The organism is Phaeobacter sp. CECT 5382, from assembly GCF_001457775.1.
Lineage (GTDB): Bacteria > Pseudomonadota > Alphaproteobacteria > Rhodobacterales > Rhodobacteraceae > Pseudophaeobacter.
The window spans coordinates 133,547-159,325 of record NZ_CYSG01000004.1 but is presented as its reverse complement, the minus strand read 5'-3'; the positions used below and the strand labels follow the sequence as shown (position 1 = coordinate 159,325).

The window sequence follows — 25,779 nt, the reverse complement described above, 5'->3', positions numbered from 1 at the left end:
TCCCCCGCACCCACGGGGGAGGCGTTTTTTTCAGTCTCGCCCGATGTTGCGCTCCATCAAGCGGGCAAACAGGCGCGGTGACAGCCGGTTCACAAGCGCTGACAGTCGCGCAATGCGTCCCACTGGAATGAAATCGCGCCCACGTTCGACCCCGGTCAGGATCACCTCGGCTGCACTTTGCGGTGTCATGTAGTCGACGCCGTCAGTTGCCGATCCCGGCCGGGCCACGCCATCGGTGCCGGTTTCGGGATTGCCAATATTGGTGGCGACGAAACTGGGAGCGGCGATAACACAGCGCACGCCATAGGGCTTTTCCTCAGAGCGTAGCGATTTGAAAGCCCCCTCCAGCGCGTGTTTGCTGGCAGCATATGCGGTGCGACGCAACAAGGGGCTGAACCCGGCAACTGAAGAGATCGCCAGATGTACCCCCCGCGATTGGCGCAAATCCTGCTGTAGTGCCTGCGCCATCTGCACAGCCGCAAAATAGTTGATGTCAAAGACTTTGCGATGGGCAGCGTCGCCCAGATCGGCAAAGTCACCAATCCAGGTTATGCCTGCATTGTAGATCACCATATCGATTGAGGCGCGCTGGCTGCGGATCTCATCACACAACACCTGCATGGCAGCGCTGTCAGTCAGATCACAGGCGCAGGTCATGCGGTCCGGCAGCGTCTCCAGCGCCGCCAGGGTTGGCCCGGGAAGATCAACCAGCACCGTGAACCAGCCGCGCCTGCGCAAAGCCGCCTCCAGCGCCAGCCCGAGCCCGCCTGCCCCGCCTGTGATGATGGCGGTCTTCGCTGAGATCGTGTTTTGAACCTCTGATCGTTCTGTCATAGCCCGGCCGCCTTTCGCCACAGATCAAAAACTTCGGCGCTGGTCAATTCTGGTACATAGCCAAATGTGGTTTTCAAAGCCGTGTTGTCCAGCACAGGCCGGAACTGCAAAAACCGCACCTGCGCCGGACCGTAGCGCGACAGTTTTAGTGGATGCGCAATCGCCAGCGCCGCCTTCAACAGCCAGGGTGGCAGGCGCAAAACCGGTTTGTGCAGTGCCTTTGCCAGATCTGAAACGCCAAGGACACCATCGCCTGCGACGTTGAAGATACCGGCAGGCCCCGCATCAATGGCGCGGTGCAAAATGCGCGCCAGATCCTGCGTCCAGATGAACACAAACGGGCTTTCACAGCCCGTCAGGGCCAACAGCCGTGGCTTGTGAAACAGGGCCGTGATCTGGTTCTCCAACCCCGCCCCCAATACGGTGCCGACGCGCAGCACCACCTGTTCTAACGCGGGCACTGTGTTGCGGGTCTCGGCCAGCATTTCCTCGACCTGGCGTTTGTGATCGGAATAGGCAAATTCCGGATTGCCGCGCAGACGGTCTGTCTCCACCAGCGGCACAGGATTATCCGCGTGATAACCATATGCCGCCCCCGAGGATGTCGTGACCAGGCGGCGCACCCCATGGCGCAGACAGGCCGACAGCACATTGCGCGACCCAGTGACATCAACCGAATAGGCAAAATCCCGCGTCGTCGGCGACACGATCGAGGCAAGATGCAAAACCACATCGGGTCTCTCGCGTCCAATCACCTCGTCCGGGTCCGAAGCGCGCACATCCAAGGCGACAAAGCGGATCCCTTCGGGCAGGGTCGCTGGCGGTCGCAGATCGGTTGCCACCACCTCATAGGAACTTTGCGCCAGCTCCTGCAAAAGAGCCGATCCAACAGCGCCAGCGGCACCAGTAATCAAGACCTTTGTCATCGCTGAGCCTCCACACGGGACATGACCCTGGCCAGCGCAATTCCCGAGATCGCATGCCAAATACCCCAGAACGCCGCCACCACGGCCATACCGCCAAGGCCGCCGAAAAAGCCAAAGATCAGAACCAGGCCAAGGCCGGAATTCTGGATGCCCGTCTCAATCGTCACCGCCCGCCTGTCATATGCTGACAGTCGCGCAACTGTCGCAGTGGCATAGCCGCCCGCCAGCGCTACTGTGTTGTGCAACACTACCAGCAAGGCCACGTAATGCGCATAGCCGAGGAAGAAGTCCCAGTTGGCCGCAAGTGCGAGCACGATGAAGGCAAGGAAAATCACCATCGACAGATTTTGCAGCGGGCGCCGGATCCTGCCCGCCAGCTGTGGCCGCATGCTGTTCAGGGCCATGCCAAGGATCAGCGGCAGGATCAGCATCAGTGTCACGGTCACCGCGATGTCGCGCGGGGCGATCTGGATCGCAGTGAGAATCGCGCGAGTTGGCTCGTAAAGGCCTCCCCAGAAAGCGATATTGAGCGGTGTGAACAGAATGGCGCCAATGGTGGCAAAGGCGGTCATCGACACCGACAGGGCCGCATTTCCTCCAGCCCGCTGAGTGATGAAGTTCGAGATATTGCCACCCGGACAGGCCGCAACCAAGATCAGACCCAGCGCAATCGAGGCGCGCGGCTGCATGACCGACACCAGCAGAAATGTCAGCGCTGGCAGGATCACAAATTGCGACACAAGCCCTGTCAGAACAGGTTTTGGTGCGCGCATCAGCCGGGCAAAATCGCTTGTTTTCAAGTCGAGTGCCACGGAAAACATCACGATGGCCAGAACCGCGTTCAAGACCACAAGACTGGTAGGACTGAAGTTCAGAAAGATATCATCAATATCACTCATGCTGCGCGCCCTCCCAATGCCTTGATCCAGCCAGTGACAGCTTTGCGATAGGTGGCCTTATCAACGTAGTAGGCCATACGGGCGAGTTTCAGATACTGCATGCCGCCGGTGGCACGTTCAAATCCCGCTGATTTTTCTTCCTTCAATCGCTGTGCTCCAGCCGATCCGGACTGCAACCCCTTCAGGTATCGCGCCACCATTTCGGCCTGCTCATGTCGCCCCTGCCAGCCCAGCCCGGAGGCCTCGACCATGCCGAGCACAAAGAGATCATCCCGGTCGGGATGCATGCAGTTGAGATAAAGATGCGGTGCGGACCCTTGCCAGTTCAGCAGTTCCTTGTCGATGAAAGGATAGTGCAACAGATAGCCTGTTGCGGTCAGGATCATATCGTAGTCGGCACTGCTGCCATCCGAGAAATGCACCGTCTTGCCGTCGAGCCGGTCAATGTCGGGCCTCACGTTCAGATCGCCATGCCCGGCGTGAAACAGGATCAGGGAATTGACCACCGGATGGCTTTCATAAAGCGCATAGTCCGGTTTTGGAAAACCGTATTTTTGCGGATCCCCCACGAACCATTTCAGGATCATGCCGTCGAGCCGGCGCTTGAGCCACATCGGCAGCTGGATCAGCCCGCCCATTGTATCGGCCGGTTTGCCGAAAACATATTTTGGCACAAAGTAATATCCCCGTCGCATCGAGATATCGCAGCTCGCCCCGTGATGGATTGCATCTACAGCAATGTCGCAGCCGGAATTGCCGGCGCCCACGATCAGCACCCGCTTGTCGGCGAACTGGCGCGGGTCGCGGTACTGGGCGGAATGGATCATCTCACCGCTGAAATCCCCCTTGAAGCTTGGAATATTTGGCTCTGCCAGGGTGCCGTTGGCGATCAAAACACCAGCAAAGACATCGCTGTGCTCGGCCCCGTCACCGTCACGCCAGCGCAGCTGCCATCCGGCGCCCGCCTCCCCGACAGGCTCACAAGACAGAACTTCGCTGTTAAAAGAATAGTCCCGGTAAAGATCATAATGCCGTGCAAAATCGCGAAAATAGCTGCGCATTTCGCGATGCGACGGGTATTCGGCAACATCCGCGCGCATTGGAAAATCGGAAAATTCCGTCATCGACTTAGACGAGATCAGATGCGCAGTTTCATACATTGTTGATTGTGGCGCATCGATATCCCAAAGCCCGCCGACATCTGAATTCAGCTCAAACCCCCGAAAAGCAATTCCCTGCTCACGCAGGACCTTGGCCATGGCCAGGCCCATCGGCCCGGCACCGATCAAGGCGTATTTCTCCGTCGCGGCACCCCTTGGCACCGCGTCCCTTTGTTCTGACATTCGTATTCCTCCCATTCGCCCTCGTTTTAGATTGAACGACTGTTAAAAATAAGGCAAGATATTCCTACCATGACGAAAGAACCTGTTAAAAAACAAAGACAAAGGGCCCCTAGCCAGAGATCTTTGGAGACGCGAAAGCGAATCCTGGACGCGGCAGAGCAGGTCTTTGCTGATCGCGGCTATGAGGGCGCATCAATCCGCGACATCGCGCGGGCGGCTTCGCAACTGGGGCCACCGGTACAAGGTGCACTGGTGAACCATCATGGTGGCAGTAAGGAGGAATTGTTCGTAACGGTGGTTTCGCGACGCGCGGACGAACTTGCCCAGGCGCGGTTTGAAGCGCTGACCCACAAGAAAGCTACCGCCGCCCCTAGCCTGCGCGACGTTCTGGCCTGCTTCATCCAGCCCTTTACCGACCGCTTTTTGCAAGGTGGACCCGAATGGGCAGCCTATGGCAGATTAATCGCCTATGTCTCATCCGACGCACGTTGGCGTCACATCTCAGAGACCTGTTTCGACCCTACGGCAAAGATCTTCATCGATGAAATCAGCCGTGTTCTGCCAGATGTCTGCGCACAGAGAATCAGCGCTCATTTCGTTTTCATGGTTTCATCAATGTTGTCTATCTGCACCTCGCGCTGGAGGATCGACGCACTTTCCGCATCCGAAAATGGATTGGATCTCACCGAAGCACTGTTGGATTTCTGCGAAGCGGGATTTAAGTCGCCTCCCGCGCACTTTAATATCTCAGGTTAACTCTTTGCAATATATGATGCTTTTGGAAGTTTTACGAGTTGTCACTGCGCCATCGAACACACACTGAAAACCCGCCGCAGACAGCGGCTGTTACAATAGCTTTGATTGCCTGTCTGTCGCAGACAGGCTAGGCTTTCCTCATGAAACATGTCCCCAAAGAAACAACCGATGACGCGCTTATTCAGGAATTTCTGAACAAGGGCGGCAAAGTCAGCGTTGGCAAGACCAAACCCGCACCAGCCGAGCTTGGGCTGAGCAACAATGTTTGGAACAACAAGCTGACCAAAGAAGAAAAAAACGCGCGCGACAAGAAATAGCAGAACCAGTTGCGCCCGGCTAACTGCCTCCTGCTCAGCAGGAAGCGACCACGAGGTTCTACCCCGTGGTGTGGTCCCCGTTTTTCTGAGATCCGACCCAGGCTGGAATTAAGGGTACAATTGCCGAACGCATTTTGAGAGCCCCTCATGTTTCGAGACCGTAAGGGGCTCCAAGGTTGTTTTGAAATCAGAGCGCACCAACTGCGCTCCTCAAGCATGCCCTCATTGCTGTTGCAGCTTGCGGGCCTCTACTTTGGCCAAACGGATCAATTCCTGCATGTAAGGTTTTTCGCGATCGTCGCTACGGATCGCCGCATACAAACGCCGAGTTATGCCGGTCTTGGTCAGCGGGCGGGTCACATAGTCGGATGAATACTTCACCTCACGCACCACCCAGTCCGGCAACACCGAAATTCCCCGGTTCGAAGCCACAAGCAACAGGATCACCGCAGTCAGCTCCACCTGACGAATGCTCTCAGGTTCGACCCGGGCCGGAATCAACAGCTGGCTGAACACATCCAACCGGCTTTTTTCCACCGGATAGGTTATCAGCGTCTGATCGGCAAAATCCTCAGCCTCGATATAGGCTTTCTGCGCCAGCGGATGATGCGAAGAGGCCACAAAAACTGCTTTGTAGTCAAACAGCTCGATGAAATCGACGCCCGGAATATCCTCGGGATCTGACGAGACCACCAAATCCACCTCTTCCTTTTGCAGCGCGGGAAGCGCGTCAAAAGCGAGGCCAGGACGGATATCCACATCCACATCCGACCAGCTTTTGCGAAACCCTTCGAGCACCGGAAACAGCCATTCGAAACAGGCGTGGCATTCGATGGCGATATGCATCCGCCCAGCATGACCATCGCGCAGGGATGAAAACTCTGCCTGCGCCGCTTCGAGCTGCGGCAAGACCTGATCTGCCAGCCGCAACAGTCGCAGGCCCGCCGCCGACAGCTTCATCGGCTTTGACCGGCGCAGGAACAACTCGACCCCGGCCTGATCCTCCAGCCCCTTAATCTGATGGCTCAGCGCGCTCTGGGTGATGTTGAGCTGCTCTGCTGCGCGCGCCAGCCCGCCGGCCTCGTGGATGGCCTTGATAGTACGAAGATGGCGAAATTCGATATGCATTTTGCAGGTCAACTCATGTTGTTCTTGAGAATTATGAAATTGTCTCACAATGCTGCCTGTGCAACAAGTGCTGAAATCCTAAGAAACGCCCGCAAGATATGACAGCGAAACGAGAGAGCAGAGACATGACGCCCAAGATTTCCTTTGAATTCTTCCCGCCGCAAAATCTCGAAGCCTCCTTCCGGCTTTGGGATACAATTCAGGTCCTGGCGCCAATGGATCCCCGTTTTGTTTCCGTCACTTACGGCGCGGGCGGCACCACCCGTGATCTGACCCGTGACGCGGTCAAAACATTGCATTCTTCTTCTGGTCTGAATGTCGCGGCCCATCTCACCTGCGTGAATGCCAGCAAGGCGGAAACGCTTGAGATTGCAGAAAACTTTGCAGCGGCAGGCGTTAGCGAAATTGTTGCCCTGCGAGGAGATCCTCCAAAAGGCGAAGGCAGCTTTACGCCACACCCCGAAGGCTTTGCCAATTCGGTCGAGCTGGTCGAGGCACTGGCGCAGACCGGAAAGTTCACCCTGCGTGTTGGCGCCTACCCCGATCAACACCCCGAAGCAGCCACCACCCAAGCAGATGTCGACTGGCTGAAACGCAAGCTCGACGCCGGGGCTGACGAGGCCCTGACGCAGTTTTTCTTTGAATCCGAAACATTCTTCCGCTTTCGCGATGCCTGCGCAGCTGCTGGCATTGATGGCGACACTCTGGTTCCGGGCATCTTGCCAATCGAAAATTGGAAGGGTGTGCGCAAGTTTGCTCAGCGTTGCGGCACCCAGGTTCCCACGTGGCTGGATGATGCCTTTGACAAGGCTATCCGCGATGATCGCGAAGACCTGCTGGCAACAGCACTTTGCACTGAACTGTGCTCTGAACTTCTGGACGAGGGCGTCAACAAGCTGCATTTCTACACCCTCAACCGGCCTGAGCTGACCCGCGATGTCTGCTTCGCGCTTGGCATCACACCAAAGGCTGCTCTTGAGAACGTAGCGTAAGGCTTGTTGCTACCGCAGCCCGGCTTTTAAGGTCATTCCAAAAAGGAACGCACCCTGCAGCGCCCAGATATGCTTCAGGCTCTGCTTTCTGATCGGAAAGACGACAAAGGGCCAAGCCATGTTTATCGCAAAATCACCCGTAGACCTTCTGCCGATGGAAAAAATCACCCAGCTGTCAGGGTTGGAGTTCATGCAGGGCATTCTTGAAGGGCGCCTGCCCGGCCCGCCTATCGGCGCCCAGCTGGGATACAGGCTGCATGAGGTGCGCGAGGGCCATGTGGTGTTTCGCGGAACGCCCGAATTCGAGGTCACCAATCCGATGGGCACCGTGCATGGGGGGTGGTACGGAACCCTGCTCGACAGTGCGATGGCCTGTGCGGTGATGACAGCCGTACCCAAGGGCTCTGCCTATACGACGCTGGAATACAAAATCAACATTCTGCGCTCTATCCCACTGGGCACTACCGTGGACTGCACCGGCGATATCGACCATGTCGGTCGCTCCACCGGGATCGCCCATGGTCAAATTCGCGGGGTTGAGGATGGCAAGCTTTATGCTACCGGATCAACCACCTGTATCGTGATGAATGTCTTTGGCAAAAAGGCCTAGAGCGCCTATCCGAGCAGCGCAGATCAGCATGATCAGTCAGGTCTGCACGTGCTTCACACACTTACTGGCGGCACACAAAGGCTTGCAGAGAGATGAGAAAGTCATCCCTCTGCACACGCGCGATCCCTGCTAGCGCGCAGTACCGGTCAGGCTGGCCAACCATCCGCTAGCGGCTTTTTTTTTCAATTCTACCCCCTGCACGCTGTTGTGCAGGCGCTCGCTCGGATCCAGCCCGATCTGTCGCTTACTGCGAAGCAGAAATATTTTACCCCAGCCCTGCCAGGTACCAATCGAGGGCGCATGTGGATTGACCGGAAAGCGCATGCGCCAGTCCCTTGGCAAGGGCAGTCCACAGTCTTCGGCCTTTTCCAGCATCCAGACCATTGGTACATTGGCCAGGGGACGCGCTTCCTCATGGCCTGCCAATTGGCCGCCGATATCGCCGTGGGCGCCATGAAACCAGACCTGTTCAACACGTCCATTCCAGCCCTTGGGACAGGCCCAAAGCACAGGCTGGAAGACATCGCGTGTCTCGTCCAATGCCAAGGCATGATAGCCATGTTTCACATGGTGGCCCAATTCGTGGTTGTGAAAGGAGTGACGGCTTTCCGCCCAGCGCCACAATAACGGCAGGCGCAGGCCCAGTGCCTTGACCGTGTCCCAGGCGCCGATCATCTCGACCTCGGTTTCCGGATGGCAGTGGGCTCTGTGAAAGGCCTGCGCCACCTCGGGTGATCCGGCCTGCTGATAGTGGCGATAGGCGGTACGGATATTGCGCACGGTGGCGTGTTCCGCCTTGAGCAGACCAACCTCGCCAATGACGCCCGCAAGCGAGCGCACCGCATAGCCTCCCCGTGAATAACCCATCAGATAGATCCGGTCACCGGGCCTGTATCTTGAAGCCAGATAGCCATAGGCACGTCGGATCTGGCGATTGATACCGCGCCCCATCATCACATCCGGCGCGCTGGTCCAACCGGTCCATTGCACGCCCGCCTCGTAGAACACCGAAACTCCGGCGCCCATCTCCAGACACATCTGATATAGCCGCCCGGCATGGGTTTCATGCCCAGGCTCCAGCGTCGACATGGTGCCATCCAGAATGATCACATGGGCCTGCGGCCCGCGCAGCTTGGCCTCACCGGAATGTTCCGAGCGCAAAGGGCGCCCGAGCCATCCGAAAAACCGTTTGCTAAGCTGCTTCAGTGCCATTCCTCAGTGCTTCCCATAGTTTCAACGGTGTGAACGGCATGTCCACTTGCCGCAGGCCCCTCTCCCAGGTGGCATCCTGCACCGCATTTGCCAATGCGGCCAGCGCACCAACCGTTCCAGCCTCGCCGCAGCCCTTCATTCCCATCGGGTTCTGGATAGAGGGCACTGGCTCGGAGGTGAATCCAATCATGGGTACGTCATCGGCCCGCGGCAAGGCGTAGTCCATGAACGATGCCGTGAGTAATTGTCCGTCCTGGTCATAGACCACGTGTTCCAACATCGCCTGCCCCAGGCCCTGAACCACGCCACCATGCACCTGACCTTCGGCCAGCATCGGGTTGATCAGATTGCCAAAATCATCAACCACCGTATAGCGATCAACTGCTGTGACACCGGTTTCCGGATCGATCACGACTTCGGCAATATGGGCCCCGTTTGGAAACGAGCGCCCAGGCAATTGCGCCCGCGCGGCGTGACGCAGCAAATCAACGCGCCCCTGCGCGCGGGCCATCTCTGCCGCCTCGAGCATCGATGGCGTCAAATTGGACCCCGGCGCGCGGAAAGTTTCCCCATCAAAGCTGAGTGCCTCTTCCTCGACCCCCATTTCCTCGGCCAGAAACGGGGTAAAGGCCGCAACCATGACATCCACCGTGGCCAATGTTGCGTTGGCCTGTGTTGTGACCGAGCGCGAACCGCCTGTACCACCGCCCTTGGCGATCAGGTCACTGTCGCCCTGAATGGTGGTGATCATCGAAGCCGGAATACCGGTTTGGTCGGCCAGAAACTGGGCATAGACAGTTTCATGCCCCTGCCCGTTGCTTTGCGTGCCGACATAGATATTCACCCAGCCATCCTCCAGAAATTCCACTTCCGCGCCTTCTGAAGGGTCACCCAAAATACTTTCGATATAGTAACACAGGCCCGCGCCGCGCAGCTTGCCCTCGGCCGCATCCGCCGCACGGCGCGCCGCAAACCCCGCCATGTCTGACTTTTGGATGGCTTCGGTCAGGATCATGTCAAAATCTCCCACGTCATAGCTTTCGCCGGTGACCGTGGCATAGGGGAAGTTGGCAGGCGCAATAAAATTGCGGCGGCGCAACTCAAATGGGTCCACGCCCAGCTCGCGCGCAGCACGGTCCATCACCCGCTCCAAGACATAGATCGCCTCAGGGCGGCCCGCGCCGCGATAGGCGTCTACCTGTGTGGTATTGGTATAGATGCCTTCGACCTGCAGCCAGGCGGTTTTAATATCATAGACCCCCGCCAGAACCCGACTGAACAGCTGTGTCTGAATGGGTTGGCCGAATTGCGAGTTATAGGCCCCAAGGTTACAACGGGTCTGCACCCGGTAGGCCGTGATCTTGAGATCCTCGTCAAAGGCCAGCTCTGCCAGCGAGGTCAGATCCCGCCCGCCATTGTCGCTCAGCATCGCCTCAGTGCGGTCCGACATCCAAAAGACAGCCTTGCCAAGGGCACGCGCCGCATGGGCGACGACAAAATACTCAGGGTAAGTCATTGCCTTCATGCCAAAGCCACCGCCCACATCGGGTGTCACCACATGCACGGCAGTCTCGTCCAACCCAAGTTTGGCCGAGAGCTGCCCCTTGGCTCCCCAGACACCCTGGCCACCATAGGTGAAATGCAGACGATCATCCTCCCAGGTGGCAAAGCAACCCCGTGGCTCCATCGCGTTGACGATGATCCGGTTGTCGTCAATCTGCAGGGAGACGGTATGGTCGGCCGCGTCAAACGCCGCCTGCGTGGCCGCCTCGTCCCCCATGCCCCAGTCAAAAGCACTGTTGTCGGGCGCCTCCGCGTGAATCGTCTCTCCGCCAGCGTGAAGGTCCAACTTCACTGGCAAATCATCGAAATCGAGCACAATCATCTCACCAGCGTCGCGTGCCTGATCCAGTGTATCGGCAATCACGACCGCAATGGGTTCCCCTACAAAGCGCACCCGGCCGTCCGCAAGCATATGGCGGGCCGGGGCAGCCCCGTCGCTTTCGTCGCGGTTTTTCACCACAGTTGCATCCATGGTGGTGGTCATGCCAGCAGCCTGTAGATCCGCCAGCGTCAACACCATATGCACGCCATCGGCTTCGCGGGCCTCCTCCAGATCAATTTCGCTGATCACCCCATGGGCCACAGGGCTGCGCAGCACCCAGGCACGCAGCGCGCCCTCTGGGGCGCAGTCTTCGATATAGCGCCCATGACCGGTGAGAAACCGGACATCCTCGACCCGTTTGACTGGCTGGCTTTTTCCGAACTTTTCCATGCTCGCCCCCTATTTACGCTTGCTGGTGCTTTCGGGGGGGACAGTAGTGTTAGCGCGGGCGTTGTCCAGAGAGCTCGATCACCGTCGCCACGTCAGAAAGCCCGTAGCCGTTAAATTGCGTACTCATGGCCGAAGAATAGGCACCCAGTCCGGGAAACAGAACATAGTCCCCCATCTGGGTGTCTTCGGGCAGTGGGAGACCGTCAGGCAAACGGTCCAGGCTGTCACAAGTGGGGCCAAACACCACGCGCGGGTGTCGCGCGCCCTCACGGTGAAGCCCCTCGCTGCTGACCACCTCGACCCGGCCCGGCAGGCCCATGTCGCGTATATCGACCAGGCCGCCATAAATACCATCGTTCAGGAACACCACTTCGCCGCCTTTGCGCATCCCCTTGATCCGTGCCGCCAAGGTGAAGCTTTCCGAGACCATCGCCCGGCCCGGCTCACAAATCAGCGGCGGGTGGTCCTGCCCAAAGGCCGCAACTGCGGCGGTACTGATCGCAGCAAAGACTTTTTCCAGATCTGGCGCCACGCCGTCACGATTGGCCGCAAAACCTCCGCCGACATTCAACCGCGCGATCTGCACACCCGCAGCATCGACAATGCGCTTGGCGGCATGGATGTATTCGACCCAGGCGCTTTCATCCTCACATTGGGTGCCAGGATGAAAACACAGTGCTGGCGTCCAGCCCTCGGCGGCGACGCGTTTCAGCAGCGCCACAGCCTCCTCCGGGGCGGCGCCGAACTTGCTGCCAAAGTCATAGGCAGCACCGGCCACGGGCAGCGCAAACCGCACCGCGATTTCCTTGTCGCGCGGCACCGCATGCAGTTTTTCCAACTCAGAGAGTTCATCGACCGACCAGCTCTCAACATCATGGGCAATGCCTGCGTCAACTTCAGCGCGTGAGCGCATCGGGTTGTTGTAATGCATGGCGGCATCCGAGCTGGCAGCGCGCACAGCTTCCATTTCTGCAGGCGACGCCACATCAAAGGCCGAAATCCCTGCTGCTACCAGATTAGACAGCACCGCCTGATGCGGATTGGCCTTGACCGCATAGGTCACCAACCCGTTGAAACCTGCCTGAAACCGCTCAGCCACGTGATGTAGCACCCGCGGCGAGAAATACAGGATCGGATGATCCGGCGTGCGCCGCGCCAAGTGGGTTTCAGGGTCGAGCCAAAGCGGTGGGATTTGCTGCATCGGGATAAAGCCTCATGTGTTTTACCCATTTTCCGACGTTTCTGCGTCGATTTCCTCCGGCATTTCGACCATAGTGACGAAAATTTACGGCATTATGCAGGTATTTCATGAAAAATGACGACACCGATCAACAGCTTTTAGCCCTTTTGCGTGAAAACGCCCGCCGCCCGGTGGCCGATTTAGCCCGGGCGCTCGGCCTCGCAAGGACCACTGTTCAGGCGCGGATAGAACGCCTGGAAAACACAGGCGCTATCGCAGGCTACACCCTGCGCGCCACGGCGGCGGCGCGCCCGCCACTGCAGGCCACCGTGCTGATCTCGATCGAACCACGGTCTGGCCCCGAAGTCCTGTCGCGCCTGCGCAGCCTTTCTGGGGTTGAGGTGGTGCATACGACATCAGGGCGTTTTGATCTGCTGGCCCAAGTGGTTGCGCAAACCACGGCGGATCTGGACGAGACGATTGATCGCATCGGCGAGGCGCGCGGCGTCAGGTCTTCTGAAAGTCTGATCCACCTGGCGACCAAATTGGATCGTACCGCATAGGCCTTAGCGGCAAGCAAAGCCTGCAGGGGGAGGGTTTTTGGCAGCCATGTTAACTGGCAATTCTGTCTGCCAAGATGGCACCATCCCTTCCCCTTTGCGCGCCCATTCGCTATTGGAGGCAGCAACTCTGAATTCAACCGACGCAGGACGACCCTCATGGCACTGGACAAGACATTCGACGCGGCCGAAGCAGAAAGCCGCCTTTATAAAGCTTGGGAAAAGGCCGGCTGTTTCAAGGCTGGCGCCAATGCCAAGCCGGAAGCTTCGACCTATTGCATCATGATCCCGCCGCCAAACGTCACCGGCGTTCTGCATATGGGCCACGCCTTTAACAACACCCTGCAGGATATTCTGATCCGCTGGAAACGTATGCAGGGGTTCGATACTCTCTGGCAACCAGGCACCGACCATGCGGGCATCGCCACGCAAATGGTGGTGGAGCGTGAGCTGGCCAAGACCCAGCAGCCCAGCCGCGCCGAGTTGGGTCGCGAAAAGTTCCTGGAAAAGGTCTGGGAATGGAAAGAACAGTCCGGCGGCACCATTATCGAGCAGCTGAAACGCCTCGGGGCATCCTGTGATTTTGATCGCACCGCCTTCACAATGGCGGGCGCCCATGGTGACACCCGGGTGGGCCATGAGAACTCGCCCAATTTCCACGACGCCGTGATCAAGGTCTTTGTGGAGATGTACAACAAGGGTCTGATCTATCGCGGCAAGCGACTGGTCAACTGGGACCCACATTTCGAGACCGCAATTTCCGACCTTGAAGTCGAGAACATCGAAGTTGCAGGCCACATGTGGCACTTCAAATACCCGCTGGCGGGTGGGGCCACCTATACCTACGTGGAGAAAGACGAGGACGGCAACGTCACGCTTGAAGAAGAGCGCGACTATATCTCCATCGCTACAACGCGTCCCGAAACCATGCTGGGCGATGGCGCGGTTGCAGTGCATCCTTCTGATGAACGCTACGCACCGATCGTTGGCATGCTTTGTGAAATCCCCGTTGGTCCCAAGGCGCAGCGCCGCCTGATCCCGATCATAACGGATGAATACCCCGACAAGGATTTTGGCTCTGGTGCGGTGAAGATCACCGGCGCGCATGATTTCAACGACTATCAGGTCGCCAAACGCGGCGGCATTCCAATGTATAACCTGATGGACAGTAAGGCGAATATGCGTGCCGATGGGGCGCCTTACGTCGAGGAGGCTGCCACTGCGCAATCCATCGCCAATGGCGAGGCGGAGTTCACCGAGGCCAGCATTGCCGCGATGAACCTGGTGCCCGAGGAATACCGCGGTCTGGACCGGTTCGAGGCGCGTGAGCGCGTGGTAGCAGATATCACCGCCGAGGGTCTGGCTGTGATGATCACCGAGACCAATAAGATCAAAGACGAAGACGGCAACGAGACTGAAGTGACCACCAACGTGCCCTACGTCGAAGCCAAGCCGATCATGCAGCCCTTTGGCGACCGCTCCAAGGTCGTCATTGAGCCGATGTTGACCGACCAATGGTTCGTGGATGCCGAAAAGATCGTCGGCCCTGCGCTGGAAGCCGTGAAAGACGGCACCGTCAAGATCCTGCCTGAAAGCGGCGAGAAGACCTATTACCACTGGCTGGAAAACATCGAGCCCTGGTGCATCTCGCGCCAGCTGTGGTGGGGCCATCAGATCCCGGTTTGGTATGGCTTTGACCTGTCTGCCGAAGGTTTTGTCGATGACGAAGGCGATGGCGCGCTGGATCTCGTCGAAACCCTGCGCCTTTTGTGGGAGCAAAAGCTGCTGATCGGCGAAGAGCCCAACCGCTGTGCACCGGACTTTGGCAGCGTAAAGTCACATTTCGACGATATCCTGGTCGGGCTGCCGACTCCGCTTAGCCACGCCAATGTGGTCGAGGTCGATACCCGTGCCGACGCGATCAAACTTTTCGCGGCTGCACTGGCTGAGTATGAAACAACCCAAGACCCAACAAAACTAGTCTACCCCATCTGGCGCGACCCCGACGTGCTGGACACCTGGTTCTCCTCCGGACTCTGGCCGATTGGCACCCTGGGCTGGCCCGAATGGACCGATGAGACCTCGAAATACTTCCCGACCTCGACCCTGGTCACCGGTCAAGATATCCTGTTCTTCTGGGTTGCGAGGATGATGATGATGCAGCTGGCGGTTCTGGATCAGGATCTGCCGGTTGAACAGCGTATCCCGTTTGACACCGTCTACCTGCATGGCCTTGTGCGCGACGCCAAAGGCAAGAAAATGTCGAAGTCCACCGGAAACGTCGTCGATCCGCTGGCAATCATTGACGAATACGGCGCCGACGCGCTGCGCTTCACCAATGCGGCCATGGCCTCCCTCGGTGGCGTGCTGAAGCTCGACATGCAGCGTATCGCGGGCTATCGCAACTTTGGCACCAAACTGTGGAACGCGGTTAATTTCGCCAACTACAACGAGGTCTATGACGAGACCAAACCGGGCTATACCTGCCCCGATGCCAAAGCAGCCGTAAACCAGTGGATCATTGGCGAGACCGCCAAAGTCCGGGTAGAGGTCGATGCCGCACTTGAGGCTTATCGCTTCAACGATGCCGCCCTCAACCTCTATGCCTTTGTCTGGGGCAAGGTCTGCGATTGGTACATTGAGCTCAGCAAACCGCTGTTTGGCTCGGAAGACGAAGCCGTGATTGCCGAGACCCGCCAGACGCTGGGCTGGGTGCTGGATCAATGCATGGTGCTGCTGCATCCCATCATGCCCTTCATCACCGAAGAGCTCTGGGGCAAGACTGCCAAGCGCGAAAACATGCTGGTGCATGAAGACTGGCCCTCCTACGGATTGGAGTTGGTCAACGAGGCAGCCGACGCCGAGATGACCTGGGTCATCACCTGCATCGAAAACATCCGGTCTGCCCGCGCCCAGATGAATGTCCCCGCCGGGGCCAAAATTCCGATGTTGGTGACGCAGTTTGACGACACCGCCCGCGCCGCCTGGGAGGCCAATGAGGGCATGATCAAGAAACTCGCCCGCGTGGTGAGCCTGGATCAGGTCGAAAGCTTCCCCAAAGGCTGCGCATCCGTGGCAGCCCCCGGAGCCAGCTTTGGTCTGCCGCTGGCAGAAATCATTGATGTGGACGCCGAAAAAGCCCGCCTGGAAAAGAACCTTGGCAAACTAGCCAAGGAGTTGGGTGGTCTGCGCGGCAGGTTGAAAAACCCCAAATTCGTGGCTTCCGCCCCGGATGAGGTGGTTGCAGAGGCGCGCGAAAACCTCGCTCTGCGCGAAGAGGAAGAGGCCAAGATCAAGGACGCGCTTGGCCGCCTGCAAGAGCTCGACTGATCCCTGCCCTTTGAAAAATGAAAACGCCCGCCGTCGTGCGGGCGTTTTTGTGCATGGACACCCTTGCAGCCGGGTCTAAGCGCAGGTTTTACACAGTATTTTAGGAATGACTTGCGGGAAATTACCGGTAGCTTTGCTCGTTAGGGGGAAAATGGCTGCGTCGGCACCATTGTCATTGGTGCAAATCTGTATCAGCTTGTCGCCAACAGATTGAGGGAGTTGCCGGAATGCCAAAAGGCTATTGGGTCGCCCATGTCGATGTGCAGGACATGGACCGCTACAAGGAATATGTGTCTGCGAATGCGGCACCTTTTGCCGAATACGGCGCCCGTTTCCTGGTCCGCGGAGGTCCAAAGGAGGTGCGCGAAGGAAAGATGCGCGCCCGTACGGTGGTGATTGAATTCAAGGATTTCGAAACCGCTAAATCCTGCTATGATTCTGTTGCCTATCAGGATGCCAAGGCCCTGCGCGACCCTGTCTCGACCGGCGACATGGAAATCATCGAAGGCTACGACGGGTAAGACCTGTCAGCCGTTTGTTCAAAGAGGGTCTTGCAGCCTAGACCTGCCCCTGTCAAAGCTCAAACCAGCCCGTTTTGCGGGTCGGCCCAAATCTACGCGGAGTATCCTGTCAGCATGCTCAAGAAATTCTTTCAAGCCTTTCGCCCCACGGAAACACCTGCCCTGCCCGACCCGGATGCGGAACTGGCACTGGGCGCACTTTTGGTACGGGTGGCGCAATCTGACCGGGACTATCAGCTGGAAGAGATCAGCCTGATCGACCGCATTTTGGCGCGTCTGTATCAACACGATGCGATCGAGGCGGCCAAGGTGCGGGCCACCTGCGAAAAACTACATTCCGCCGCACCTGAAACCGATACCTTTGGCCGTCTGATCCGCGAAACCACCGGGCTGGACGAACGCCTCGCGGCGCTGGATGCGCTGTGGGAAGTGGTGCTGGCTGATCAGAACGAACATGAAGGTGAAATTCGTATTGTCGAGGAAGCCCGTAAATCCATGGGGCTGTCCTATGCCGACAACGAGGCCGCGCGCGACAAGGCCCGTGCCAAACTGGCGGCAACCGCGAAGGATAAGTAGAGATGTTTAAAGAGTTGTTGAACCGTTTGCTGGCTCCCGCGCCGGAACCTTTGAGCGACGAGGGTGCTCGACTTGCGCTGACCGCCCTTCTGGTGCGGATTGCCCGCTCTGATCACAACTATTCGGAAGACGAAAAAGATCGCATCGACCGCATCATCCGGCACCGTTTTGGTCAGGATATCGGCGGTGCTATCATTCTGCGCGAACAGGCCGAAGCGATGGAAGCAGAGGCTCCTGATACCGTACGTTTCACCCGCGCCATTAAGGACGCCGTGGCCTTTGAAGATCGCATTGGCGTCGTTGAAGCCCTTTGGCAAGTGGCTCTGGCCGACGGTCACCGCGACGCCAGCGAAGATGCACTGTTGCGGCTATCAAGCAATCTTCTGGGCGTGAGCGACGTCGAAAGTGCCAAGGCGCGGCAACGGGCGGAGGCCGCGCAGTGATCGCATATCTTGGCATGTATGACCGCCCCGAAACTGCTTCAGCAAATGATCTGTTTTGGCAGGGAATCCGCAGCGCATTGGGACGCGGGCCTGAGACACTGCACCGCGATGTTGACCCCTGGGTTGCCTGGACCTCGGCGGAATTGCTGCTGGCACAGACCTGCGGCTGCCCCTTTCGCACACGCTTGTATGGCGAGGTCGAACTGGTCGGCACACCGGACTACGGCCTGCCGGACTGCCCGCCGGGCTACTATCGCAGCGTTTTTGTCGCCCGGAAAACAGATGCTGATAAACCGCTCGCGGGGTTTGACCGCACCCGGTTTGCCTATAACGACGGGCTGTCGCAATCGGGCTGGGCTGCGCCACTGATCCATATGCAGGACCGCGATATTCTACCCGGAGAGCTGGTCGAAACCGGCAGCCATCGCAACTCTGCGCTGGCGGTGATCGAGGGGCGCGCCGACTTTGCATCGCTTGATCTGCTGAGCTGGCAGATGATGCTGGAACATGATGATTTCGCGGCCGACCTATGTGAAATCGAACGCACCGTTCCGACGCCGGGGCTGCCCTTTATCACCGCGCTGAAAACCGATCCCGCCGAGGTATTTCTGGCCCTGAAATCAGCCATTGAAACACTGGATGAGACCAGCCGGAAAGCCCTGCATCTGAATGGGCTTGTCCATGTCCCGATCAGTGACTATCTGGCGGTTCCGACCCCGCCTGGCCCGGTGCTGACGCAGATGAAGATCAAGGCGCGCACCTAGAGCGCGGATGCCTCCGTTTCGGATTGTTTTTTGACCGTTTTGTGAATTTGCACTGTAAAGCATCCGGTTTTGACATTGCATTCGGCCATTTTTTCAGTCCAATAAGAGCCAGTTTTTTCATAACTGGGCGTATCCGCTTTGACTAATCCGGCACCTGTACTCGAAATCCGCGGCCTGCATAAATCCTATGGCGAGCTGGAAGTGATCAAAGGTGTCGATATCACCGCAAAGCGGGGCGACGTGGTCTCGCTGATCGGATCCTCCGGGTCGGGAAAATCGACCCTCCTGCGCTGCTGTAATCTGCTCGAGGACAGTCAGGAAGGCGAGATCCTGTTCAAAGGTGAGCCGATCACCTGGACCGGTACCGGGCTGTCCCGCCGCCCTTCTGACGCAAAACAGGTGCTGCGCATCCGCACCAACCTGTCGATGGTGTTTCAGCAGTTCAATCTCTGGGCTCATATGACTATCCTGCAAAACGTGATGGAGGCACCGGTGACAGTGCTGGGCCGCGATCGGGAGCAAGTTGAGCAGGACGCCCGCAAATACCTTGCCAAGGTCGGCATCGGCGACAAATGCGATGTCTACCCAGCGCAACTGTCAGGGGGCCAGCAACAGCGCGCCGCCATTGCCCGTGCCCTGTGCATGGAACCCGAAGCACTGTTGTTTGATGAGCCCACCTCGGCGCTGGATCCTGAGCTGGAACAGGAAGTCATCAAGGTGATCAAGGATCTCGCCGCCGAAGGCCGCACCATGATGATCGTCACCCATGACATGAATTTGGCTGCCGATGTGTCTGATACTGTTGTCTTTCTGCACAAGGGACTGGTCGAAGAACAGGGCTCTCCGGATGAGGTGTTTGGCAACACCCGCTCTGAACGTCTGCGCGGATTTCTGTCCTCGACCCGACACGGCGGCTGATCAAACAGTTGATCAAACGCCCGGCTGGATCCATGATCCGGTCATGCTGACAAGAGCCGAATAAGAAACTTCAATAACCAACCATAAACGGGAGAACATCAATGAAATCACTAATCCTCACCACCGCCGCTCTGGCGCTGACCGCTGGTATGGGTCTGGCCGACACTGTCCGTCTGGGCACCGAAGGCGCCTACCCTCCCTACAACTTCCTCAACGACAATGGCGAAGTTGACGGTTTTGAGCGCGAGCTGGGTGATGAGCTTTGCAAACGCGCCGAGCTGACTTGCGAATGGGTCACCAATGACTGGGATTCGATCATCCCCAACCTGGTGTCCGGCAACTACGACGCCATCATCGCCGGCATGTCGATCACCGACGAGCGCGAAGAAGTTGTTGACTTCACCCAGGGCTACACACCGCCGTCGCCCTCTGCCTATGCTGCAATGTCCGCCGATGTGGATCTGAAAGGCGGCGTGATCGCAGCTCAGACCGCCACCATCCAGGCCAACCACGTTGTCGACACTGGCGCCACCCTGGTGGAATATCCCACCCCGGATGAGACCATCGCGGCCGTCAAAGCCGGCGAAGCCGACGCCGTTATCGCCGATAAAGACTACCTCGAGCCCGAAGTCGAAGCCTCGGACATGATCTTCGTTGGTGACGATGTGCCACTGGGCGGTGGTATCGGCATGGCCTTCCGCGAAAGCGACGATGACATGCGTGCCAAATTCGACGCGGCCATCACCTCGATGAAGGAAGATGGCAGCCTGAACACGCTGATCGAAAAATGGGAAGTCGGCGGCACCTGGTAAGCCAGAGGTCTAACTGACACGCTCTTGATAAAGGGGGGCATCTGCCTCCCTTTTCTCATTCCCGGCGCTTTGCAGTCTGACTGTGCCGCGCCGATCTAGACGATGAGGTCTGCCATTTTCTCCTACTGCTCTGACCCGGCCACCCTGGAGACTTTCCAGTGGATGAGCTGCTATCTCACCACCGGAAAGCACATGGCTTTCTATGTTTCTTTCGGAACAGTGCTTTTGCTGCTGGCGATAACCGCGCCAACGGCCCTGATGTTTGGATTTGGCGGCGCCATGTCAGCACGGGCGCGTTTTGCGCCACTCAGCTGGCTGGGGCGCGGCTATATCGCCATCGTGCGCGGCGTGCCCGACATCGCCTTTTTCCTGTTCTTTGTGATCGCGCTGGATCAGGGCATCGAATATCTGCGCCATAAGGTGAAATGCCCCGACTGGGATCAACCCATTCGCCAAGGCAGCGATTTCATCGTCTGTGACATCGCCAAGATGCCGCTGGGGGATTCACCACAATGGATCCACGAGACCTATGGGTTTGCCCTTGCCGTGCTGACCTTTGCCATCGTTTTTGGCGCGTTTGCCGCCAACGTCCTGTTCGGCGCCATGCAGGCGGTGCCGCGCGCTCAGATTGAAACCGCCGAGGCCTATGGTATGACCCATCGCCAGGCATTCTGGCGTATTCTGGTTCCACAGATGTGGACCTATGCCCTGCCCGGCCTTGCCAATCTGTGGATGGTTTTGATCAAGGCGACACCACTTCTGTTTCTGCTGGGTGTTGAAGACATCGTCTATTGGGCACGTGAACTGGGTGGCTCCAAAACCGCGAAATTCACCGCCTATCCGCACCCGGACTGGCGTATGTGGTACTTCTTCGGGCTCTTGGTATTCTACCTCGCCTTCACCCGTGTTTCTGAACTGGTTCTCGCCCGGATCACTACCCGTTTGTCCCACGGACAGGCCACCTTGGGTGGCGAAGCGCAAAGGAAAGCGTCATGAGCTGCTATCAGACGGTCCAGGACTATGCCTTTCGCGCCTTTGGCTATGGCGAACGCCTGTTGCCACGCAGTGATTTCACCCTCTGTGAGCAGTTCACCCTGATCGGCTCTGGCATGATGTGGAACATCTATTATGGCACCGTGGCCGTGATTACCGGGTTCTTGTTTGCCAATCTGCTGGCCGTCGGCAAGAACGCAAAATCCCCTTGGGCGCGCAAGCCCGCAGAATGGTTCATCTTCCTGTTTCGTGGATCGCCACTGTTTATCCAGTTCTTCTTTGCCTACTTCTTGTTTTTGAACCTCAAAAGCGTGTCCAGCATCTTTGATCCGCTTTCCTCTGCCTGGCTGGGCGCGCTGATCGTGCTATTCCTGAACACCGCCGCCTATTCCGCCGAGATTTTTTATGGCGCCCTTCGTTCGATCCCAAAGGGTGATATCGAGGCTGCAGATGCCTATGGGCTGACCGGCTGGTCACGGTTTCGCAAAGTGATGTGGCCGACCATGATGCGTCTGGCCTGGCCTGCCTACACCAACGAGGCGATCTTTCTGTTTCACGCCACCACGCTGGTGTTCTTCTCTGGCTTTCCGGCCTGGCGGCAAAAAGGCGATGCGCTCTATTATGCGAATTACTTCGCTGACAAGACCTTCAACCCCTTTGTCCCCTACCCGATCCTGGCGTTCTATTTCATCTTGTTGACCCTGGTGATCATCTCGCTCTTTGGGGTGATCAACAAGCGGCTGAACCGGCATCTGCCGCAAGAGAGACGCCGAAAACTGCGCCTCAGACCTAATCTGATCCGCTAAAAGATCAAAAAACAGACACTCAGATGACCCCTTCGGGGGCCATTTTTTATGGGGATTTCGCAGTCCCCTGCGGCAGAGAGTCAACTTTTGATCAAATTCTCTTGGCTCATCAAAGATCCTGCAGTACAACTGCTGCAACACTACAATGGAGCCGACCATGGACCTGTCCAATCTGAAAACCATCCGCATTGCCGCTTGTGATGTGAACGGACAGATGCGCGGCAAACGCATGCCCGCCTCGATGGCCGCCAAACTGGGGGATGGCTCTGCCCGGATGCCACTGTCGACCTTGAACGTCGATATCTGGGGCCGTGACGTCGAAGACAGCCCACTGGTGTTTGAAACCGGTGACGCCGACGGCATCCTGAAACCCTCAAACCGCGGGCCTGTCCCTATGCCCTGGCTCAGCAGCCCCTCGGCGCTGGTGCCCATGGTGATGGAGACCGAAAGTGGCGCGCCGTTTATGGGCGATCCCCGTCAGGTTCTGTCGCAGGTGTTGGATCGCTACAAGGCGCGCGGCTGGCAGGTCATGGCCGCCACCGAGATGGAATTCAATCTGGTTGATGACAGCGATGGCACCTTGGGTCACCCTGCCAACCCGATCACCGGCCGCACCCTGGATCAGCAATCTGTGCTGTCGGTTGCTGAGTTAGACGCCTTTGACGCCTTTTTCACCGACCTCTATGACGGCGCCGAGGCAATGGGCATTCCGGCCCAGTCGGCGATCTCTGAAGCCGGCCTTGCGCAATTTGAAATCAATCTTGATCACCAGAACGCCCTGCGTGCCGCCGATGATGCCTGGCTGTTTAAGGCCTTGGTTAAAGGGCTTGCGCGCAAACACGGGCTGGCGGCGACCTTCATGGCCAAACCCTATGAGGATGAGGCCGGCAATGGCATGCATGTGCATTTCTCGGTTGTCGATGACGCGGGCAATAACGTCTTCGATAACGGCAGCGAGACAGGCTCTGAACTGTTGTTGCAAGCTGTGGCAGGCTGTCTTGCGGCAATGCCCGCCAGCACGCTGGTCTTTGCCCCGCACGGCAATTCCTATGACCGACTGATACCCGGGGCCCATGCGCCGACCACGGCCGCCTGGGCCTATGAAAACCGAACAGCTGCAATTCGTATCCCCGGTGGCAGCCCCAAGGCGCGCCGGATCGAACACCGCACGGCAGGGGGCGATATCAACCCCTATTTGATGCTGTCTGTGGTGCTGGGGGCAGCCATGGTTGGGATCGAAGATACGATGACCCCGCCCCCCGCCTCCACAGGTAACATCTACGACATCCCCGACCTGCCGCAGTTAGCCCCTAGCTGGGCGGACGCCATCGACCTGTTTGAACAAGACCCGCTGATGGCCCGGATCCTGCCACCGATGATGATCCGCAATCTGGTCATGACCAAACGCCAAGAGCTGGCAGGCTTTGCCGACATCCCGCAAGAGAAGCATTGGCTCAGCTGGCTCGAAGACGTATGAACACGGCTTGCCTGAGGTCTTTGCCTCGGCTAGTCTGAATTTGATCAAATTTGGTGACTTATGAAAATCGGCATCTTGCAAACTGGCCACGCCCCTGAAGACCTCATCGAGGCCTCGGGTGATTACGACCAGATGTTTCGTGACCTCCTGGGCGGCAACGGCTTTGACTTTGAAACCTTCGCCGTGGTGGACGGTATTTTTCCCAAAAGCGCCGCCGCAGCTGATGGCTGGCTCATTACTGGCTCGCGCCATGGTGCCTATGAAGACCACGACTGGATTCCACCGCTGGAAGATCTGATCCGCGAGATCGACGCTGCGCGGCAGCCCCTGGCAGGGATCTGTTTTGGCCACCAGATCATCGCTCAGGCATTGGGTGGCAAAGTCGCCAAATATGACGGCGGTTGGGCCGTGGGCCATGTCACCTATCAACAAGACGGCGCCCCCCTGACCCTGAATGCCTGGCACCAGGACCAAGTGGTCGAGCGCCCCGCAGCGGCCCGTGTTCTGGCTGGCAATGATTTTTGTGAAAATGGCATCCTCGCCTATGGCGACCACATTTGGACGGTGCAGCCACACCCGGAGTTCAGCAATACCTTCACCGGTGGGCTGATCGACAAACGTGGCCGCGGCGTGGTGCCAGATAATGTTTTGGATCAGGCCAGCAAAGGCCTTGATACCCCCGTAGACGCTCCAACTATCGCAACCTTCCTCGCAAATTTTATGAAGAAAGAGAGGACTTGATGTCAGCTTGGCTCGACGATCTTCCTGACGCGGCAAAAACCTATCTGGAGGGCCGTCGTCTCGACGAAGTAGAATGCATCATCTCGGACCTTCCCGGTATTGCCCGTGGGAAGGCAGTACCGGCATCAAAGTTCGCCAAACAGGACTACTTCCACCTGCCTGACAGCATCTTTTATCAGACCATCACCGGCGACTGGGCCGAGGCCGCGGATGAAGACGGCTGGATCGAAAAAGACATGACCCTGCATCCGGACATGTCCACGGCCACGGCTGCGCCCTGGACCGGTGACTGGACACTTCAGGTGATCCATGACGCCTTTAATCGCAACGGCGACCCGATCCCCTATAGCCCGCGAAATGTGCTCAAACGCGTGGTGCAGCTCTATCATGACAAAGGCTGGCAGCCGGTTGTGGCACCAGAGATGGAGTTCTTCCTGGTCGCGCGCAACATTGATCCTGCCAAAAAGATCGAACCGATGATGGGCCGGTCTGGCCGCCCTGCGGCTGCACGTCAGGCCTATTCCATGACAGCAGTGGATGAATTCGGACCAGTGATCGACGACATCTATGACTTCGCCGAAGCACAGGGCTTTGAGATTGACGGCATCACCCAGGAAGGCGGCGCCGGTCAGCTGGAAATCAACCTACTGCACGGCGATCCGGTCAAACTGGCGGATGAGGTCTTTTATTTCAAGCGGCTGATCCGCGAAGCGGCCCTGCGGCACGACTGTTTTGCCACTTTCATGGCGAAACCGATCGAGAATGAGCCCGGATCAGCGATGCATATCCATCATTCGATCCTGGATATGAAAACCGGCGAGAATATTTTCTCGGATGCCGATGGTGGCGAAACCGACGCGTTTTTCCACTTTATCGCCGGGCTGCAGACCCACCTGCCCGCCGGGATCGCGGTGATGGCTCCCTATGTAAATTCATACCGGCGCTACGTCAAAGACCACGCTGCCCCGATCAATCTGGAATGGGCGCGCGACAATCGCACAACTGGCATTCGCGTCCCACTGTCAGGCCCTTCGGCCCGGCGGGTGGAAAACCGGATCGCCGGGATGGATTGCAACCCCTACCTTGGCATCGCGGTCTCGCTGGCCTGTGGATACCTTGGCCTGATCGAAAAACAGCAGCCGCGCGAGCAGTTCAAAGGCGATGCCTACGAGGGCGAAGGCGATATTCCCCAGGTCATGGGCAGCGCACTGGAACTGTTTGACGAAGCCACCAAGCTGCATGAGATCCTGGGCCCCGACTTTGCTCGTGTCTACAGCATCGTCAAACGTGAAGAGTACGACGAGTTTCTGCAGGTTATCTCCCCCTGGGAGCGCGAACACCTGTTGATGAACGTCTGACCTGCGGG

The 25,779-nt window shown here is 58.0% G+C and carries 25 protein-coding genes; 17 read left to right on the top strand and 8 right to left on the bottom strand.

All coding sequences use genetic code 11. The features are described 5' to 3' along the window. Positions 1-30: 30 nt before the first annotated feature. The 4 genes from PH5382_RS06160 to PH5382_RS06145 are packed head-to-tail and all read right to left on the bottom strand — an operon-like array spanning position 31 to position 4,002. The gene (locus tag PH5382_RS06160) at positions 31-834 is read right to left on the bottom strand and encodes an SDR family NAD(P)-dependent oxidoreductase (RefSeq protein ID WP_058333482.1); all 804 of its coding nucleotides are present in this window, start codon (positions 832-834) and stop codon (positions 31-33) included. Further along, the gene (locus tag PH5382_RS06155) at positions 831-1,760 is read right to left on the bottom strand and encodes an SDR family oxidoreductase (RefSeq protein WP_058333481.1); all 930 of its coding nucleotides are present in this window, start codon (positions 1,758-1,760) and stop codon (positions 831-833) included. Before PH5382_RS06155 ends, PH5382_RS06160 begins: the two co-directional genes overlap by 4 nt. Next, positions 1,757-2,659, bottom strand: a complete 903-nt coding sequence (locus tag PH5382_RS06150) for a bile acid:sodium symporter family protein (RefSeq protein ID WP_058333480.1) — start codon at positions 2,657-2,659, stop codon at positions 1,757-1,759. The genes PH5382_RS06155 and PH5382_RS06150 overlap by 4 nt, the downstream gene beginning before the upstream one ends. Next, positions 2,656-4,002, bottom strand: coding sequence for a flavin-containing monooxygenase (locus PH5382_RS06145; RefSeq protein WP_058333479.1), 1,347 nt, complete (start codon positions 4,000-4,002; stop codon positions 2,656-2,658). The genes PH5382_RS06150 and PH5382_RS06145 overlap by 4 nt, the downstream gene beginning before the upstream one ends. A 69-nt stretch (positions 4,003-4,071) precedes the next feature. Here PH5382_RS06145 and PH5382_RS06140 point away from each other — a divergent pair, with 69 nt between their 5' ends. Both PH5382_RS06140 and PH5382_RS19945 read left to right on the top strand, forming a co-directional pair. Further along, positions 4,072-4,758, top strand: a complete 687-nt coding sequence (locus tag PH5382_RS06140; RefSeq protein ID WP_058333478.1) for a TetR/AcrR family transcriptional regulator — start codon at positions 4,072-4,074, stop codon at positions 4,756-4,758. 140 nt (positions 4,759-4,898) lie between these two features. After that, complete coding sequence (locus PH5382_RS19945) at positions 4,899-5,075, top strand: hypothetical protein (protein WP_058333477.1); 177 nt, start codon at positions 4,899-4,901, stop codon at positions 5,073-5,075. 222 nt (positions 5,076-5,297) lie between these two features. On the opposite strand, the gene PH5382_RS06130 is transcribed toward PH5382_RS19945, so the two are convergent. Beyond that, a complete protein-coding gene (locus tag PH5382_RS06130; protein ID WP_058333476.1) occupies positions 5,298-6,203 on the bottom strand; it encodes a LysR family transcriptional regulator in 906 nt (301 codons plus the stop codon). Between the two features lie 125 nt (positions 6,204-6,328). On the opposite strand from PH5382_RS06130, the gene metF reads away from it, so the two are divergent. After that, positions 6,329-7,195 carry a methylenetetrahydrofolate reductase [NAD(P)H] gene (gene metF, locus PH5382_RS06125; RefSeq protein ID WP_058333475.1) on the top strand — a complete coding sequence of 289 codons (867 nt, stop codon included), beginning with the start codon at positions 6,329-6,331 and terminating at the stop codon, positions 7,193-7,195. Between the two features lie 118 nt (positions 7,196-7,313). Then, complete coding sequence (locus PH5382_RS06120) at positions 7,314-7,805, top strand: PaaI family thioesterase (protein WP_058333474.1); 492 nt, start codon at positions 7,314-7,316, stop codon at positions 7,803-7,805. A 129-nt stretch (positions 7,806-7,934) separates the two neighbouring features. On the opposite strand, the gene PH5382_RS06115 is transcribed toward PH5382_RS06120, so the two are convergent. The 3 genes from PH5382_RS06115 to PH5382_RS06105 are packed head-to-tail and all read right to left on the bottom strand — an operon-like array spanning position 7,935 to position 12,493. After that, entirely contained in the window at positions 7,935-9,017 is a 1,083-nt protein-coding gene (locus PH5382_RS06115) for a DUF2235 domain-containing protein (RefSeq protein WP_058333473.1), read from the bottom strand. Then, positions 8,998-11,292 (bottom strand): xanthine dehydrogenase family protein molybdopterin-binding subunit, encoded by a 2,295-nt coding sequence (locus PH5382_RS06110; RefSeq protein WP_058333472.1) that lies wholly within the window; start codon positions 11,290-11,292, stop codon positions 8,998-9,000. The genes PH5382_RS06115 and PH5382_RS06110 overlap by 20 nt, the downstream gene beginning before the upstream one ends. 49 nt (positions 11,293-11,341) lie before the next feature. Next, positions 11,342-12,493 (bottom strand): type III PLP-dependent enzyme, encoded by a 1,152-nt coding sequence (locus PH5382_RS06105; RefSeq protein ID WP_058333471.1) that lies wholly within the window; start codon positions 12,491-12,493, stop codon positions 11,342-11,344. A 107-nt stretch (positions 12,494-12,600) separates the two neighbouring features. Here PH5382_RS06105 and PH5382_RS06100 point away from each other — a divergent pair, with 107 nt between their 5' ends. The 13 genes from PH5382_RS06100 (at position 12,601) to PH5382_RS06040 (ending at position 25,771) form a co-directional block, all read left to right on the top strand. Then, positions 12,601-13,035, top strand: coding sequence for an Lrp/AsnC family transcriptional regulator (locus tag PH5382_RS06100; protein ID WP_058333470.1), 435 nt, complete (start codon positions 12,601-12,603; stop codon positions 13,033-13,035). Positions 13,036-13,191: 156 nt separating this feature from the next. Continuing rightward, positions 13,192-16,362, top strand: coding sequence for a valine--tRNA ligase (locus PH5382_RS06095; protein ID WP_058333469.1), 3,171 nt, complete (start codon positions 13,192-13,194; stop codon positions 16,360-16,362). 227 nt (positions 16,363-16,589) lie between these two features. Beyond that, positions 16,590-16,883, top strand: a complete 294-nt coding sequence (locus PH5382_RS06090; protein ID WP_058333468.1) for a DUF1330 domain-containing protein — start codon at positions 16,590-16,592, stop codon at positions 16,881-16,883. Positions 16,884-16,997: 114 nt separating this feature from the next. Continuing rightward, positions 16,998-17,459: a tellurite resistance TerB family protein gene (locus tag PH5382_RS06085; protein ID WP_058333467.1), complete on the top strand. Its 462-nt coding sequence runs from the start codon at positions 16,998-17,000 to the stop codon at positions 17,457-17,459. A 2-nt stretch (positions 17,460-17,461) separates the two neighbouring features. Continuing rightward, positions 17,462-17,902, top strand: a complete 441-nt coding sequence (locus PH5382_RS06080; RefSeq protein ID WP_058333466.1) for a tellurite resistance TerB family protein — start codon at positions 17,462-17,464, stop codon at positions 17,900-17,902. Then, positions 17,899-18,666, top strand: a complete 768-nt coding sequence (locus tag PH5382_RS06075) for a phosphate/phosphite/phosphonate ABC transporter substrate-binding protein (RefSeq protein WP_058333465.1) — start codon at positions 17,899-17,901, stop codon at positions 18,664-18,666. The genes PH5382_RS06080 and PH5382_RS06075 overlap by 4 nt, the downstream gene beginning before the upstream one ends. A 138-nt stretch (positions 18,667-18,804) precedes the next feature. Further along, positions 18,805-19,584, top strand: coding sequence for an ABC transporter ATP-binding protein (locus PH5382_RS06070; protein WP_058333464.1), 780 nt, complete (start codon positions 18,805-18,807; stop codon positions 19,582-19,584). Between the two features lie 101 nt (positions 19,585-19,685). Next, complete coding sequence (locus PH5382_RS06065) at positions 19,686-20,396, top strand: transporter substrate-binding domain-containing protein (RefSeq protein ID WP_058333463.1); 711 nt, start codon at positions 19,686-19,688, stop codon at positions 20,394-20,396. Between the two features lie 114 nt (positions 20,397-20,510). Beyond that, on the top strand, positions 20,511-21,392 hold the full coding sequence (locus tag PH5382_RS06060) for an ABC transporter permease (protein WP_082645586.1): 882 nt from the start codon (positions 20,511-20,513) through the stop codon (positions 21,390-21,392). Then, positions 21,389-22,195, top strand: a complete 807-nt coding sequence (locus PH5382_RS06055) for an ABC transporter permease (protein ID WP_058333461.1) — start codon at positions 21,389-21,391, stop codon at positions 22,193-22,195. Before PH5382_RS06060 ends, PH5382_RS06055 begins: the two co-directional genes overlap by 4 nt. A 157-nt stretch (positions 22,196-22,352) precedes the next feature. Then, a complete protein-coding gene (locus PH5382_RS06050; RefSeq protein WP_058333639.1) occupies positions 22,353-23,672 on the top strand; it encodes a glutamine synthetase family protein in 1,320 nt (439 codons plus the stop codon). Positions 23,673-23,732: 60 nt separating this feature from the next. Next, positions 23,733-24,413, top strand: a complete 681-nt coding sequence (locus PH5382_RS06045) for a type 1 glutamine amidotransferase (RefSeq protein WP_058333460.1) — start codon at positions 23,733-23,735, stop codon at positions 24,411-24,413. Then, a complete protein-coding gene (locus PH5382_RS06040; protein ID WP_058333459.1) occupies positions 24,413-25,771 on the top strand; it encodes a glutamine synthetase family protein in 1,359 nt (452 codons plus the stop codon). Before PH5382_RS06045 ends, PH5382_RS06040 begins: the two co-directional genes overlap by 1 nt. Positions 25,772-25,779 lie beyond the last annotated feature (8 nt).